Origin of the sequence: Streptomyces sp. NPDC058664 (genome assembly GCF_042716635.1) — a bacterium.
In the GTDB taxonomy this organism is placed as follows: Bacteria; Actinomycetota; Actinomycetes; order Streptomycetales; family Streptomycetaceae; genus Streptomyces.
On sequence record NZ_JBHXRW010000041.1, the window covers coordinates 1 to 14,691 of the forward strand.

Here is a 14,691-nt window from a genome sequence, read left to right on the forward strand (position 1 = left end):
TGTGTTTTGGTTTATTAGACACCGCTCCCGGGGGGCGGGGGTTGGGGGCGCCGGGTAGACCCGGCGCTCGTGCGCCGTGCGGCACCGCGGGGGGGGGCGCCCCCCCCGCGCGGCTGTCCCGTCGCCTGGTCCCTCTACACGGCGCAAGCCGTGATGAGCGAGGTGAGCGAGGCCACGTGGGTCGTGACAGCGGGTGCGTCCGGATGGCGCAGCGCGACGGCCGCGGCATAGCCGGGCGGCACCGCCACCGGGGCCAGCCTCCAGCCGTCGGGCCCTGGAGACTCCGTGCCGCCATGCCCTGGGCCCAGGCCGACGTGGACCGTGTCGGGGTCGACACCCAGGCCCGTGCCGATGCCCTTCAGATACGCCTCCTTGCGGACCCAGCACCGCAGGAAGGCGTCCGCGCGGCTGTTCTCCGGCACCCGGCCGATCGCGGCGCGCTCGGCCGGGTGCAGATGCGGCACCAGGCTCGTGTCCGGTACGGAGGCGGCTGCCTCCAGGTCGACGCCGACGGGCGTGCCGGCCAGGGCGCACAGGGCGATTCCGCAGGCGTGCGAGAGGGAGAAGTGGAGGTCGGGGGCGGTGGCCGCCTCCGGCCGTCCGTGCGGGCCGCCGCACAGCGGGCAGGCGGCGCGCCACAGTTGGACGGACTCGGGCGTCAGACCCAGCCGGGCTCCGAGGAGCACCCGCAGTCCCACATGGGAGACGAGGTACAGACCGCGGTCGGCGGGGCGCCGGAAGGCCGCCGCGCGCCGCCGCTCCTCAGGATCGAGGAGGTCCGCCATGCGCTCGGCGGCATTCACCTCGGCCGGGGCGGCGTGAAACCGCCAGATCTCCACGGCTCCCGCGTGCGGTCGGCCAGGACCCGGGGGAAAGCCGGGCGGGCCACCACTGTCGTCGTACTGCACAACTCTCCTGTCACCGCGCGTCCGTCGGGAATCGGGTGCGGACGTACGAGACGGCCGACCGCGCACGGACGCGCGCGACCGACCGTCCCGGTCCCTCCCCGTCGAGCTCAGCGGGCCAACGCTGCGGACTGCTCGTCCGGGGCGGACGTCAGGAACCTTCCCTCGGTCTCGGCCGCGGGGACCAGGAAGCGCGAGACGCTGCGCATCTTCTCGCGCGTCTCCTCCAGTTCACGCTCCGGGGTCGAGTGCGCCACGATGCCCGCGCCGGCCCGCATCCAGGTCCGCCCCTCATGGCGGTAGACACTGCGCAGCACCAGGGCGGCGTCGACCGTGCCGTCCGCGTCGACCGTGAGCACGGCACCACTGTAGAGCCCGCGGGGCCTGCGCTCGGCGCGGCGGATGAGCTCGCAGCCCTCGGCCTTGGGTATGCCGGAGGCCGTCACCGCGGGGAACAGGGCGCCGAACGCCTCCCACGCGGTCCTGCCCCGGGCCAGGGAACCGGAGAGACGGGAAGCCAGGTGCTGCACGCTGCCTCGCTCCTTGATCGACATGAAGTCGTCGACGACGACGGACTCCCTGGTGCAGACCTGTTCCAGTTCCTCCGCCACCAGGCGTACGGAGACCGCGTGTTCGAAGACTTCCTTCTCGTCGCGGTAGAGCTCGGCGCGGCGGCCGCGATCCGCGTCCGGGTCACCCTCCAGGGCGCGGGTGCCCGCCAGGGGCTGGGCGACGACATGGCCGTCCTCGCCCGTGACGCGGGCCACGATCTCGGGGCTGAAGCCGGCCGTCTCCCAGTCGCCGAGACGCAACAGGAACGAGCGGGCGGGGTCGTTGCCGCGGCGGCCTTCGAGGTAGGTGGCGGGCAGGTCGACGGGCGAGGTGACCGGCACGACGCGGGAGAGGATCACCTTGGTCAGGTTGCCGGCGCGGATCTCCTCCACGGCCGCCGCCACGGAGGCCCGGTAGAGGTCGGCGTCATGCTGCTCGACGTCGGCGGTCACCCGCCGGGCGCTGCCGACCGCGCCGCCGAGGGCGGACGCCGAGCGCACCCGCCGCTCCAGCGCGTCGAGGTCCTCGGGGTCCAGCACGCGCAGCAGGGCGCCACCGTCCTCGATCCGGACCTCGCGCCGGGGCACGGCGAGGTGGGCGAGCGGGGTGTCACCGGGCGCGGCGGGCAGGCCGTGCAGGGGGTAGCTCAGCTCGAACGCGGCCCAGCCGTAAGCCCGCCAGCCTTCGACCCGCACGGCGGCCAGGGCCTGGTCGAGCGCGTGGAGCACACCGCGGTCGGCGGGGAACTCGACCGGGTCGGCGTCGCCGAGGCGCAGGGTGGTCCCGCCGGAACGGACGACGACCGTGCCGTACTCGCCTTCCGCCCAGCCGATGGCGCCCCGGTTCTCGTAGAGGACGTAGGCGTCGGCCGAGGTCTCCGACAGTGCCGCCGCGGTGCTCAGCGCGTCGCCGGTCAGCGTGATGCGGCGCTCGTGGTAGGCAGGGGCGAAGGTCACGGCTTCTCTCTCTTTCCCGGAGTCGGATCGTCCGGCGTGGCGGGCGTTTCCCTCGTGGGGATCGGTGGGGCGGGACAGGTCGGCGGGTACGGCGGCGGGCGCGCCGGCCCCGTGGAGCGACCGCAGCACGTGGTCGATGACGGCGGGCCGCTCGGGGACCAGGTAGAAGTGGCCGCCGGGCAGGACGTGCGTCCCGCTCAGCCGGGTGGCGACCTCGCCCCAGCGCGGTGCGTCCCAGGTGGGGACGGATTCGTCCCGGTCTCCGAGCAGGACGTGCAGCGGGGTGCTGACGCGGGGGCGGAGCTCGGGGGCGTACCGGCCGATGACCTGGAAGTCGGCCCGGCAGGGCGGCAGGATCAGCTCCCGCGCCTCCGGGTCGTCGAGCAGCTCGTCCGGAGTTCCTCCGAGGCCGCGCAGGTACGCGACGATCTGGTCGTCGTCGTAGTCCCCCACGGGCGAGGGACGCTCAAGCAGACGACGGGGGCTCGGCCTGCCGGAGACGACGAGGGCGGCGGGGCGGGGCCCGCCGGACGCCTCCAGACGGCGGGTCACCTCGAAGGCGACCGAGGCGCCCATGCTGTGGCCGAAGAGCACGGTCGGCCGGTCGAGGACCGGAAGCAGTGCGGCGGTGGCGGCGTCCGCGAGCGCCGCCATGTCGGTCAGCGCGGGCTCCGCCAAGCGGCGTTCGCGGCCGGGGAGGACCACGGACAGCACTTCGACGTCGTCGGGCACGGCCCGGGCCCAGTCGCGGTAGAAGGCGGGGGCGCCCCCGGCCGGTCCGAAGCACACGATGCGTGCCGGGGCGTCCGGCCGGGGCGCGTACCGCCGGAACCAGGCGTCGGCCGCGGCGCCTGCCGCCGCGCCGGCGAGCGGCTCAGCCATCGGCGCGTTCCGGATCGCCCTCGGCATCGGCCAGTTGGGCGTCGATCTCCTCGTCCGACAGGGAGTCGATCTCCAGGTAGATCTCGGCGACGAGTTCGAGCCGGTCGTCGGCGTCGCGGACCGCGAGGGTCCGGGCGAGTTCCGCGACGGTGAGGGAGGAGAGGACGTCGTGGACGGACACGTCGTCGGTGTCGAGGGCCTCGCGCAGCTGTGCGGTGATCCGGGTGGCGAGGATGGAGTCGCCGCCGAGCTGGAAGTAGTCGTCCTGGCGTCCGACGCGGTCCGCGCCGAGGACACCGGCCCAGACCCGGGCGATGACCTCCTCCAGTGAGGACCGCGCCGCTTCGCGCTCGCCTTCCTTGGTCTGGGCGGCGAGCAGTTCGCGCAGTGCGCGGCGGTCGGTCTTGCCGTTGGCGGTCAGCGGCAGCTCGTCCAGGACGGCGATGGTGTCCGGCAGCATGTGGACGGGCAGCCGCTCGGCGGCCTCGGCCCTCAGGTCGTCCTCGTCGAGTCCCACGCCCGCGCCGGTGGCGACGACGGCGCACAGGCGCGGCGCGGGCCCGGTGCGGAGGACCAGGGCGGTGGCCTGGCGGACGGCCGGGTGCTGAGCCAGGGCGGCCTCGACCTCGCCGAGTTCGATGCGGAAGCCCCGTATCTTCACCTGGTCGTCGGCCCGCCCCAGGAACTCCAGGGCCCCGTCGGGCCAGTAGCGCGCGCGGTCGCCGGTGCGGTACCAGCGGTAGCCGTCGATCTCGACGAAGCGGTCGGCGGTCCGCTCGGCGTCGCCCCGGTAGCCGTCGGCCACCCCGGCACCGCCGATCCACAGCTCGCCCGCGACCCAGTCGGGGCAGTCGCGGCCCTGGGCGTCGACCACGCGGCAGCGGACGTTGCGCAGCGGGGTGCCGTACGGGACGCTCGTCCACCGCGCGGGCACCTCGCCGCCCACGACCTCCTGGATCGTGGAGTGGATGGCGGTCTCGGTGGTGCCTCCGAGGCCCAGGAAGCGGCAGCCGGGAACCTGGGCGCGCAGGCGTACGGGAAGGTCCACGCCGACCCAGTCGCCGCCGAGCAGCACCGCGCGCAGGCTGGTGCCCATCGGGTCGTGTTCGGCCGCGGTGAGCAGCATGTCGAGCAGGCTGGGCACGCAGTTGAGGACGGTGACGGCGTGCTGCCGGACAAGCCCGGTCCACGCGGTGGCGTCCTTGCGGGTCCGCTCGTCGACCGTGACGACGGCCCCGCCGACCGACAGGGGGGCGAAGACGTCGAAGACGGACAGGTCGAAGTCGAGGGCGGAGAGCGCGAGGGTGCGGTCGGCAGGACCGAGGCCGAGGCGTTCGACGAGGTCGTCGATGGTGTTGGCGGCGGCGCGGTGGGAGACCTCGACGCCCTTGGGCTCGCCGGTGGAGCCCGAGGTGAAGAGCACGTAGGCGACGTCTCGGGCGTCCGCGAAGAGCGGCGCGGCCAAGGGCTCGGTCCAGGCGGCGGCCTCGTCCAGCGGGAGGGTGGTGGCATCGCCGTCGGCGGCGCCGAGGACGACCTCGAATCCGGCACGGGCACGGATGGACTCGGCGCGGGCGGCGGGCTGTTCGACGCCGATCGGCACGTAGTGCGCGCCGGCGGCGTGGACGCCGAGGACGGCGACGAGCTGGTCGGGCCCCTTGGGCAGGCGGATCGCCACCGCGTCACCGAGATCGACGCCGCGTGCCCGCAGGGCCCCAGCCACCCGCAGAGCACGGTCGGCGAGTTGACCGTAGGTCAGGGTGGTCGAATCGGCGGCGAGGACGGCCGGGGCGTCCGGGGTGGTGGCGGCGCGGGCGAAGAACGCCTGGTGGAGCGGCTGTTCGGGCATGGGCCCGTCGGTGCGGTTCGTCTCGGCGCGCACGGCGAGCTGGGCTTCGGTGGCGAGCGGCCCCACGGGGACGTCCCAGGCGGTGCCGTCGGCCACCCTGCCCATCAGGTCGGTGAACGCGGCGAACATGGCCTCGGCGGTGCCGTCCGGGAAGGCGTCCGCGCGGACGTCCCAGTTGACGAGGAGGCCGTCGTGCAGCTCGGTGATCTGGGCGTCGAGGAGGACCTGCGGGCCCTGGGAGACGATCCACGCGGGTTCACCGAGGCAGCGCTCGACGTCCTGCCCGAACAACTCGCCGAGGTCGAGCGCGCTGGTGAAGACGACGGGGGCGAGGACCTGGGAGCCCTGTTCGCGGGAGAGGTCGCGCAGTACCTCTACGCCCGAGTACGAGGAGTGGGCGGCGGCGCGGTGCATCCGGTCCTGGGCGTCCCCGGCCCGTTCGGCGAAGGTACGGGTCTCGGTCAGGTCGACGTCGAGCATGATCGAGCTGGTGAAGTCGCCGACGAGGCGGTCCACGTCGGCGTGGAGCGGACGGCGGTCGAACATCGGGACGTTGAGCAGGAACCTGGGCTCGCCGCTCCACGCACCGAGGACCTCGGCGAAGGCGGTGGCGGCGGCGACCGCCGGGGTGACGGCGTGATGCCGTGCCTGGTCCGTGAGCCGGGCTCGCTGTTCGGGGCTGAGCCAGTGGTGGAGGCGGGTCACCCGGTGCACGGCGCCGCGCTCGGCCTCGGGGCGGGCGGGCAGGGTGGGGGCGCCGGGCAGCTCGCCGAGACGCTCGCGCCACCAGCGCACGTCCTGGTCGCGCGGCGGCTGGGCGCGGCGCTCGGCCAGGTACTGGGCGTAGGTGTAGTCCAGGGGCGGCAGGGGCCGCTCGGGGCGCTCGTAGAGGTGGACGAGGTCGGCGAGGAGAGTGCGGTAGCTGCGGGCGTCGGCGGCGAGCATGTCGACGTCGACGTGGACGCGGGTGCGGCCTTCGGGCAGCAGGGTGACGCGGATGTCGAAGACCTGCCCGGCCTCGACGTCGAGCAGCTGGTGCGACAGCTGTTCGCGGAGGCGGGTGGTCTGCTCCTCGACCTCGTGCCGGGAGGCGTCGCGCAGGTCGAGGACGGGGAGCGCGGTACCACCGGTCCACGCTCCGATGACCTGGCGGCCGTCGTCGAGGACGCGGGCGCGGAGCATGGGGTGGCGCTCCGCCAGCGCCGCGACGGCGGCACCGAGGCGGGCGGGGTCGACGCCGGAGCCGTCGAACTCCGTGTAGAGGTGGGCGGCCACCGCTCCGAGGGCCTGGGAGCCGCCGCGGCCGACCCAGTACGCGTGCTGCATGAGCGCCAGCGGAAACGGTTCTCCGTCCCTGGGCTCCGGGGAGACGGCGGTCGGCGCCGGGGTGGCGGCCGAGAGGGTGTCGTCGGACGCCGGGGCAGCGGCCGCGGCCGCGCCCTCCGCCTCGGTGAGCAGGTCGCTCCAGCCGGCCAGCGTGGGACGCCGTGCCAGGTCGGCGAAACCGATGTCCAGTCCTGTCCGTCGGCAGCGGTCCGCGATCCTCATCAGCTTGAGCGAGTCCAGGCCGAGTTCGATGAGGTTGTCCTGGTCGCCGGGGGTTTCGGCACCGGAGCCGAGCAACTCGGTGACCACACGCCGGAGGTCGTCGATCGACAGCATGAAGCGGCTTCTTCCTAGGGACGTCGTGTCGTGATGAGAGTCGCGTTCCGGGCGGTTGTGGGCATCCGGACCGTTCGGCGCGAGGATCGGTGAACCGTCCTCAAATCACCCTGAAGCAGACAGGAATGGACACCAGGAGCACCCTTTGCGGCTGGAGGTGTGCAACGACGGGACTTAGGTTAACCTAACCACACCTGTTTGTGGATGCCGGGAATACCCCCGGTCTCCGCGCCCCATGACGAGCGGAAACCAGCGAGGAGCGCCAGCCGCCCTCCGGCCACGAGAGTCGAGCCGAACGTGACCCCTATCGCCACCGAGCCTCCCTCGCCCCTGCCTTCGGGGTTGACACCGTGGCCCGCGGAGACCGCGGCCCGCTATGCGGCCTCCGGACACTGGGACGGCCGGACCCTCGGGGCCCTGCTCCGCGACTGGACGGCCCGGTACGGCGACCGCCTCGCGATCGCGGCCGGGCGGGAACGGCTCACCTACCGTCAGCTGGACGAGCGGGCCGACCGGATGGCCGCCGGTCTGGCGGACCTCGGCATACGCGCCGGCGACCGCGTCCTGGTGCAGCTGCCCAACACCGGAGCGTTCCCGGTCCTGTTCTTCGCGCTGGCCCGCCTCGGCGCGATCCCGGCCCTCACCCTGCCCGCGCACCGCCTCACCGAGATCGGCCACCTGGCCCGGCTCTCCGGGGCCGTGGCGTACGTCATCGCCGACGAGTACGCCGCCTTCGACTACCGGGAACTCGCCGCCGCCGTACAGGCCGAGGCGCCCGAGCTGCGGCACGTCCTGGTGGCCGGCGACCCGGGCCCGTACACCGCGCTCGCGAAGATCGACGCGGAGCCGCGCGACTTCCCCGAACCCGACCCGGCGGACGTCGCCCTGCTCCTCGTGTCCGGCGGGACCACCGGCGTCCCGAAGCTGATCCCCCGCACCCACAACGACTACGGGTACAACGCCCGCGCCAGCGCCGAGGCGTGCGAGCTGTCGGACGAGACGGTCTACCTCGCCTGTCTGCCCATCGCGCACAACTTCCCGCTGGCCTGCCCCGGCATGCTGGGGACCCTGTCGGTGGGCGGGCGTGTCGTGCTCTCCCCCTCCCCGGCGCCCGGCGACGTGTTCCCGCTGATCGAGGCGGAACGCGTCACGCACACCGCGCTCGTGCCGCCGCTGATCCCGCTGTGGATCGACGCGGCGGAGTGGGACCCCGCGGACATCTCCAGTCTCCGCGTCCTCCAGGCCGGCGGATCGAAGCTCTCGGCCGACCTGGCCCGCGCCATCCCCGACGCGCTCGGCTGCTCGGTGCAGCAGGTGTTCGGCATGGCCGAGGGCCTGCTCAACTACACCCGCCCGGACGACGACGCGGAGACGGTGGCCCTCACCCAGGGCCGACCGCTCAGCGCCGACGACGAGCTGCGCATCGTGGACGCGGACGGCCGGCCCGTCGCACCCGGCGAGCCCGGAGAGCTGCTGGTGCGCGGCCCGTACACGCTGCGCGGCTACTACCGCGCCCCCGAGGTCAACGCCACCGCCTTCACCCCCGACGGTTTCTACTGCTCCGGCGACCTGGTCCGCCGACTCCCGTCCGGACACCTGATCGTGGAGGGGCGGGTCAAGGACACCATCGACCGCAACGGCGAGAGCGTCTCCGCCGAAGAGGTCGAAGGCCATGTCACGGCCCATCCGCAGGTCCGGCGCTGCGCCGCCGTCGGTCTGCCCGACCCGGCCGGGGAGGGCGAGCGGATCTGCGCTGTGGTGGTCCCCAGCGGCTCGACGCCGACGGTCCAGGCGCTGCGGGCCTTCCTGCTGGAGCGCGGTGTGGCCGCCTTCAAGCTGCCCGACCGGGTGGAGACGGTCGCGGACCTGCCGCTCACCGCGATCGGGAAGATCGACAAGAAGGCCCTGCGCCGCATGCTCGCCGAGCGCGACGGGGCCTGACCCCACCGCGCACCGGCTTCCTCTCCTCGTACGGCCCCACCCCCGAGAAAGGCGTCACCCCATGACCAACCCCTTCGACGACGAGAACGGCTCCTTCCTGGTGCTGGTCAACGACGAGGGCCAGCACTCGCTGTGGCCGTCCTTCCGGACCGCGCCCGAGGGCTGGCGGACGGTCCTCGGTCCGGTGAGCCGCTCCGAGGCGCTGGCTCACGTCGAGGCCAACTGGACCGACCTGCGCCCGAAGAGCCTGATCGACGCTCAGTAGACCGGAAAAGCACAGCGGCCCCTGCCACGCGCGCGTGGCAGGGGCCGCTGTGTTCGACCGGGGCGAGCGTCACACCACGTTGGTGCGGGCGTTGCTCACGGTGGTGGCGAGGTCGTTCAGCACCTTGGTGAAACGCTGGTACGTGAACGGCGTCTCCGTCTGCCAGTCCGACACCTGGCCGGCCTTGACCGCCGGGCTGCCCTTCCACGTCGGATAGGCGCCGAGCTGCTGGTGCGTCAGACCGCCTTCGGGGCGGGCGTCCTCCAGTACCAGGTCGGCCTTGTAGCGGCCGGCCTCCTCCCAGCTGAGCGCCTCGAAGCCGGCCTCGGGCTTCGCCGGCTTGACGATGTCGAGGCCCAGCTGCTGGAAGTACTTCACGTCGCCGTGGAAGGTCGGGTCGGCGACGAAGAAGTTCTCCTTCGTGCCCGAGACCACCGCGACCGACAGGCCCTTCTTCGCCTGGGCGGCCGCGGTGACGCCCGCCGCGGCCTTCTCGAAGTCGGCCTTGGCCTTCTCGACCTCGGCGCTCTTCGGATCCGCGCCGAGCGCCGCGGCCAGCTCGCCGAAGCGCTTGACGGCGTCCGGCACGGCGACGCCCATCAGCTGGATGACGGCGACCGGGGCGACCTCCTCGACCTTCTTGTAGACCTCGTCCGGGATGTACCAGACCATCGGGCCGTAGGCGATGGTGACGATCAGGTCCGGCTTGAGGGAGATCAGCTTCTCCATCTGGAACTCGCCGAACGCCGTGCCGACCGAGGTGGTCTTCGACAGGTCGATGTTGCCGATCTGCGGGCTGGGCTTGCCGTCAGCGGTCTTCTGCGGGCCGAAGAGGCCGACCGGCTGGATGCCGAAGTCCCACAGGGCGGCGGCCGGGTGGGACTGCGCGACGATCCGCTCGGGCCGCTTGGGCAGCGAGATCTTCTTGCCCCGGTCGTCGGTGAAGGTCCACGGGCCGGAGGCGGACTTGTCGGAACCGTTCTTGCCGGGTTCCTTGCCCTTGTCCGAGTCGCCGCAGGCGGCCAGCAGTCCCGTGGCGGCGACCGCCCCGCCGAGGGCGAGGAAACGGCGGCGGTCCAGCGGGGCCGCCTGACCGGACTGGATGGCGGGAGTTCTGAAGAGGGGCATGACTGTCCTTCCGAGCGGGCGTGCCGCAGGTCGTGCAGGGTGAGCGGTGCGGGTGTTCGTGCTGGGGGATGGCGCGGTCGTGCGAGCGGTTGTGACGAGCGGATCGAGCGAGCGGATTCAGCGGGCGGTGACGGCCGGCTCGTGCCCGGCCCGCCCGCCGTGGTGACGGCCGAACGGGATGATGTGCGGGCCGCCTCCTGCCGGGTCCTCGATGACCGTGCAGCTCAGACCGAAGACCTCGGCGATGAGCTCCCGGTCGATCACCTCGGCCGGGGCACCCTCGGCGACGACCCGTCCGTCCTTCATGGCGATGACGTGGTCGGCGTACCGACAGGCGTGGTTGAGGTCGTGGAGCACCAGGACGACGGTCCGTCCCTGCTCACGGTTGAGGTCGACGACCAGGTCGAGGATGTCGATCTGGTGCGCGAGGTCGAGGTGGTTGGTGGGTTCGTCGAGCAGCAGGACCGGTGTGCCCTGCGCCAGCGCCATGGCGATCCAGGCGCGTTGGCGCTGGCCGCCGGAGAGTTCGTCCACGCTGCGTTCGGCCTGCTCCAGCAGGCCGGTGGCCTCGAGGGCCTCGTACACCGCCTGCTCGTCGTCGGGCGACCACTGGCGCCACCACGACTGGTGCGGGCTGCGTCCGCGCTTGACCAGGTCGAGTACGGTGATGCCGTCCGGCGCGACGGGCGACTGCGGCAGCATGCCGAGGCGGCGGGCGAGTTCTTTGCCGCGCATGGTGTGGATGAGCCGGCCGTCCAGGTAGACGGCGCCCTCCTTCGGCGTGAGCAGCCGCGACAGCCCGCGCAACAGCGTCGACTTGCCGCAGGCGTTCGCGCCGACCACCGCGGTCACCCGCCCGGCGGGGATGGTCACGTCGAGGGCGTTCACCACGCTGCGGCCGTCGTACGCCAGGGTCAGGCCCTCGGCGGCGAGCCCCTGCGATCGCTTCTCCACGGTCACCCTCCTGAGCCGGTGCGGTTGGACCTGCCGAGCAGCCAGAGCAGGCAGGGGGCGCCGAGTACACCGGTGACGACGCCGACGGGAAGTTCGGTGCCCGGCAGGAGCTGTCGTCCCGCCACATCGCCCGCCAGGACCACGAAGGAGCCGACCAGGGCGGACGGCAGCAGCGCGGGGCCCGGCACACCGACGAGGCGTACGGCGATCTGGGGCGCGATGAGAGCGACGAAGGCGATGGGGCCGGCGGCGGCCGTCGCGAACGACACCAGGGCGGCGGCGACGGCGAGCAGCGCGATCCGCGCGGTCTGCACCGGCAGCCCCAGGGCTTTCGCCATCTCGTCGCCGAACTGCAGCCCGCCCAGCCACGGCGCGAGCAGCACCACGCACGGCAGGAGCACGGCCAGGGCGACGGCCAGCGGGCCGACGTGTTCCCAGTCGCGCGCGTTGAGGCTTCCGGTCAGCCACATCAGGGCCTGCTGGGCCTGGTAGACGCCCGCCTTGAGAAGCAGGTAGCTGGTGGCGCTGGTGCACAGTGCGGCGATGCCGACGCCCACGAGCACGATGCGGTACCCGGTGGTGCCGGACTTCCAGGCGAGCACGTAGATGAGCGCCGAAGCGCCGAGGCCCCCGATGAGCGCCAGGGTCTGGAGGCCGAGCCCGGAGCCGATGCCCATCAGCAGCCCCGCGGTGGCGACGGTACCGGCTCCGGCGGAGACGCCGATGATGTCGGGGCTGGCCAGCGGATTGCGGGTCAGCGTCTGGAAGACGGCTCCCGCGACGCCGAACGCCGCGCCGCAGAGCAGGCCCACCAGGGCGCGCGGCAGGCGCAGGCTGTGGACGACCAGGGCGGTCGTCGGGTCGCCGCCACCCGCGAGGCTGCGGACCACGTCGGGGAGCGGCAGGTCGAGTTCGCCGAAGGCGACCTCGACGACGAACGCCGCGGCCACCGCGGCGGCCAGCAGCAGGCTCACGAGGACGCTGCGCGGCCGGACGATCCAGGAGGCCCCGATCCGGGGCAGACGTATCACCACCCCGCCCGCCTTGCGGACGGCGGCGGCGCCGGGCGTGGTGTCGGTGACGGTGACGGTCACGGCTCACAGCTCCCGAAGTCGGCGGCGGCGCACCAGCGCGATGAAGAACGGCGCTCCGATCACCGTGACGACGATGCCGACGTGGAGTTCGTCGGGCCGGGCGACGAGGCGTCCGGCGATGTCGGCGGCGAGCAGCAGACTGGGTCCGAGCAACGCGGAGTACAGCATGATCCAGCGGTGGTCGGGACCGGTGAAGGAGCGGGCCATGTGCGGGATGACCAGGCCGACGAAGGCGATCGGCCCGCACAGGGCCACCGCGCCTCCGGCGAGGAGCGTGGCGGCGGCGGCGCCGCGCAGCCGCACCAGGCCGACGTTCCGGCCCAGGGCCGTGGCGACGCCCTCACCGAGGGCGAGGCTGTTGAGCGCGGGGGCGGTGGTGGCGGCGAGCACGGCTCCGGCGGCGATGAAGGGCAGCACGTCGACGAGGACCCCGGCCGGCTGTCCGGTCAGTGAACCCACGACCCAGAAGCGGAAGTCGCCGAGCGCCGCGGCGTCGAACAGGAGGACGGCGTTGACGAGGGACTGGAGCAGCGCCGTGACGGCGGCGCCGGCGAGCGCGAGTTTCGCCGGTGTCGCCCCGCCCTTTCCGGCGCTGCCGAGGGCGTAGACGAGTGCGATCGCGGCCAGGGCCCCGGCGAAGGCGAACCACACATAGCCCTGGGGAGCGGTGATGCCGAGCAGGCCGGTGGTGAGGACGACCCCGAGGGAGGCTCCGGCACTGACGCCGAGGATGCCCGGGTCGGCGAGCGGGTTGCGGGTCAGACCCTGCATCAGGGCTCCCGCCACGCCCAGCGCGGCGCCGACGACGAGGCCGAACTCGGTGCGGGGCACCCGCATCTGATGGACGATGCCGGACTCCTCGGAGCCGTCCGGGCTCCACAGGAGTTCGAGGACGCGTTCCGGCGCGATCGACTTGGTGCCGAGGGCGATGGAGCACAGGCAGAGCAGCCCGAGCACGACCAGGCACACGGGGACGGCGACGAGGTGCACGGAGGTCCGTCGCGGAACCGTCGCGGGTGGTCGAACGGGCGACGCCGCGGACCGGTTCTGCGAATACGGAAGCACGAAGCAAAGGATAGCCATACCTAAGTACCAGCCATCAAGGCTCAGGTGGCCGCCGTTGCGTCACTGTTACTCCCCGGCCCGCCACCACCTGCCGGAACGTCCTGCGTGTCGTCGTCCTCCCGTACGGTCGACTCGCCGCTTTCCCGCCAGAGTCGGCGGTAGAGCAGTGCGACGAGGCACAGGGCCGCGACGCACAGGGCGCCACCCGCGGCGACGGCTGTGGACGGCCCGACGGCCGAGGCCGCGAGGCCGGCCAGGACGCCGCCCAGCGCCGGCGCGGTCATGGCCTGGGCGAGCCAGAGGCTGCTCACCCGGCCCTGGAGGGGATCCGGGGTGTGCCGCATCAGCAGCGTACGGCGCATGATCTCCGAGAAGGTGTCGGCCATGCCACCGAGGGCGAGGAAGAACAGGCCGAAGCCGAGCAGCGGGCTGAGGCCGAACCCGACACAGGCCAGACCCCATACGGCCACCGCCGCACACAGCACCCGCCACTGATGGCGCGTACGGCCCGTCCAGCCGGAGACGAGCGAGGCCACGGTCGCGCCGATCACCGGAGCGGTGGTGAGCACGCCGACCAACTCGGGGCCGCCTCCGAACCGTTCTTCCGCGAACTCCGGATAGAGAGCGGTCGGCGTGGCGAAGAGCGCGGCGCACAGGTCCACGACGAGCACGGCGGCGACGACGCGGCTGCCCTTGATGAAGGCGAACCCTTCCCGCAGGGACTCCAGCGCCCCGGGCCGTTCCGCGGCCGCGGCGGCCTTCGGCACATCCGCGCCCGCGGGTTCCGCACCCGTCGGCTCCGCGTCCGTCGGCGGCATGGGCCCGAGGCGGGTGAGCAGCAGCGTGGTGATCGCCGTGCCGGCAGCCGCGAGACCGAAGGTGGTGGCGAGGCCGGGTCCGGCGATGAGTACACCGCCGAGCATGGGACCGGCGATCGATCCGAGGGTGGTGGTGACCGTGACGAGCGCGCCCGTGGCGGGTATGTGCTCCTCGCTCACGAAGGTGGGCACGACCGCGGTGAGCGCTGTCTCCGCGACGCCTTCGGTGAAACCGAACAGGGTGCCGGAGACGTAGACGACCCACAGCGCGGGGCTGTCGGCCGCCGCGTTCACCGAGAGGGCGACGAAGGTGACGACGGCCCAGCCGCTGCCGACGAGGATCAGCGCCCTGCGATCCCTGCGGTCGGCGAGGACTCCGCCGACCAGGAAGCCGAGCAGGAGTCCCGCGCCCAGCACCAGACTGACGGCGCCCACCTGGACCGACGATCCGGTCTGCTCGTAGACCTGTACGACCACACCGACCGAGGTGAGTCCGATGCAGAGGAGGGCGAGCACGCGGGTGGCGAGGACCAGGCCGAGGGGGCCGCCGGCCCGCAACGGCGAGAGGTCCAGAGCCAGTTCTCTGATGCGCAACACGATCCTCCACCTCTGGGTTTCCC

Annotated in this window: 10 protein-coding genes; 2 read left to right on the top strand and 8 right to left on the bottom strand. The window is 73.1% G+C overall.

Features of this window, described 5'->3' with window-relative positions; translation table 11 throughout:
• Positions 1-134 precede the first annotated feature (134 nt).
• The 3 genes from ACFWUY_RS28325 to ACFWUY_RS28335 all read right to left on the bottom strand — a co-directional run bounded on the left by ACFWUY_RS28325 (position 135) and on the right by ACFWUY_RS28335 (position 6,806).
• Complete coding sequence (locus tag ACFWUY_RS28325; RefSeq protein WP_384115538.1) at positions 135-839, bottom strand: 4'-phosphopantetheinyl transferase family protein; 705 nt, start codon at positions 837-839, stop codon at positions 135-137.
• Between the two features lie 176 nt (positions 840-1,015).
• Positions 1,016-3,295 carry a salicylate synthase gene (locus tag ACFWUY_RS28330; RefSeq protein WP_384115541.1) on the bottom strand — a complete coding sequence of 760 codons (2,280 nt, stop codon included), beginning with the start codon at positions 3,293-3,295 and terminating at the stop codon, positions 1,016-1,018.
• Positions 3,288-6,806, bottom strand: a complete 3,519-nt coding sequence (locus tag ACFWUY_RS28335; RefSeq protein WP_384115544.1) for an amino acid adenylation domain-containing protein — start codon at positions 6,804-6,806, stop codon at positions 3,288-3,290. The genes ACFWUY_RS28330 and ACFWUY_RS28335 overlap by 8 nt, the downstream gene beginning before the upstream one ends.
• A 204-nt stretch (positions 6,807-7,010) precedes the next feature.
• On the opposite strand from ACFWUY_RS28335, the gene ACFWUY_RS28340 reads away from it, so the two are divergent.
• Together ACFWUY_RS28340 and ACFWUY_RS28345 are read left to right on the top strand one after the other, a co-directional pair.
• Positions 7,011-8,747, top strand: a complete 1,737-nt coding sequence (locus ACFWUY_RS28340) for a (2,3-dihydroxybenzoyl)adenylate synthase (protein ID WP_384115547.1) — start codon at positions 7,011-7,013, stop codon at positions 8,745-8,747.
• A 61-nt stretch (positions 8,748-8,808) separates the two neighbouring features.
• Positions 8,809-9,012, top strand: a complete 204-nt coding sequence (locus ACFWUY_RS28345; protein WP_384115550.1) for an MbtH family protein — start codon at positions 8,809-8,811, stop codon at positions 9,010-9,012.
• A gap of 69 nt (positions 9,013-9,081) precedes the next feature.
• Here ACFWUY_RS28345 and ACFWUY_RS28350 read toward each other — a convergent pair whose 3' ends face one another.
• The 5 genes from ACFWUY_RS28350 to ACFWUY_RS28370 all read right to left on the bottom strand — a co-directional run bounded on the left by ACFWUY_RS28350 (position 9,082) and on the right by ACFWUY_RS28370 (position 14,668).
• Entirely contained in the window at positions 9,082-10,140 is a 1,059-nt protein-coding gene (locus ACFWUY_RS28350) for an ABC transporter substrate-binding protein (RefSeq protein WP_384115553.1), read from the bottom strand.
• A gap of 117 nt (positions 10,141-10,257) precedes the next feature.
• On the bottom strand, positions 10,258-11,094 hold the full coding sequence (locus ACFWUY_RS28355) for an ABC transporter ATP-binding protein (RefSeq protein ID WP_384115556.1): 837 nt from the start codon (positions 11,092-11,094) through the stop codon (positions 10,258-10,260).
• 2 nt (positions 11,095-11,096) lie between these two features.
• A complete protein-coding gene (locus tag ACFWUY_RS28360) occupies positions 11,097-12,188 on the bottom strand; it encodes a FecCD family ABC transporter permease (RefSeq protein WP_384115559.1) in 1,092 nt (363 codons plus the stop codon).
• A gap of 3 nt (positions 12,189-12,191) precedes the next feature.
• Positions 12,192-13,178, bottom strand: coding sequence for a FecCD family ABC transporter permease (locus tag ACFWUY_RS28365; RefSeq protein WP_384115562.1), 987 nt, complete (start codon positions 13,176-13,178; stop codon positions 12,192-12,194).
• Positions 13,179-13,294: 116 nt separating this feature from the next.
• Entirely contained in the window at positions 13,295-14,668 is a 1,374-nt protein-coding gene (locus tag ACFWUY_RS28370; protein WP_384115565.1) for an MFS transporter, read from the bottom strand.
• Positions 14,669-14,691 lie beyond the last annotated feature (23 nt).

Bases quoted from the DNA above. Each gene is read 5' to 3' on its own strand.
- ACFWUY_RS28330 (WP_384115541.1), bottom strand. From the start codon at position 3,295: ATGGCTGAGCCGCTCGCCGGCGCGGCGGCAGGCGCCGCGGCCGACGCC.
- ACFWUY_RS28335 (WP_384115544.1), bottom strand. From the start codon at position 6,806: ATGCTGTCGATCGACGACCTCCGGCGTGTGGTCACCGAGTTGCTCGGC.
- ACFWUY_RS28340 (WP_384115547.1), top strand. From the start codon at position 7,011: ATGCCGGGAATACCCCCGGTCTCCGCGCCCCATGACGAGCGGAAACCA.
- ACFWUY_RS28345 (WP_384115550.1), top strand. From the start codon at position 8,809: ATGACCAACCCCTTCGACGACGAGAACGGCTCCTTCCTGGTGCTGGTC.
- ACFWUY_RS28350 (WP_384115553.1), bottom strand. From the start codon at position 10,140: ATGCCCCTCTTCAGAACTCCCGCCATCCAGTCCGGTCAGGCGGCCCCG.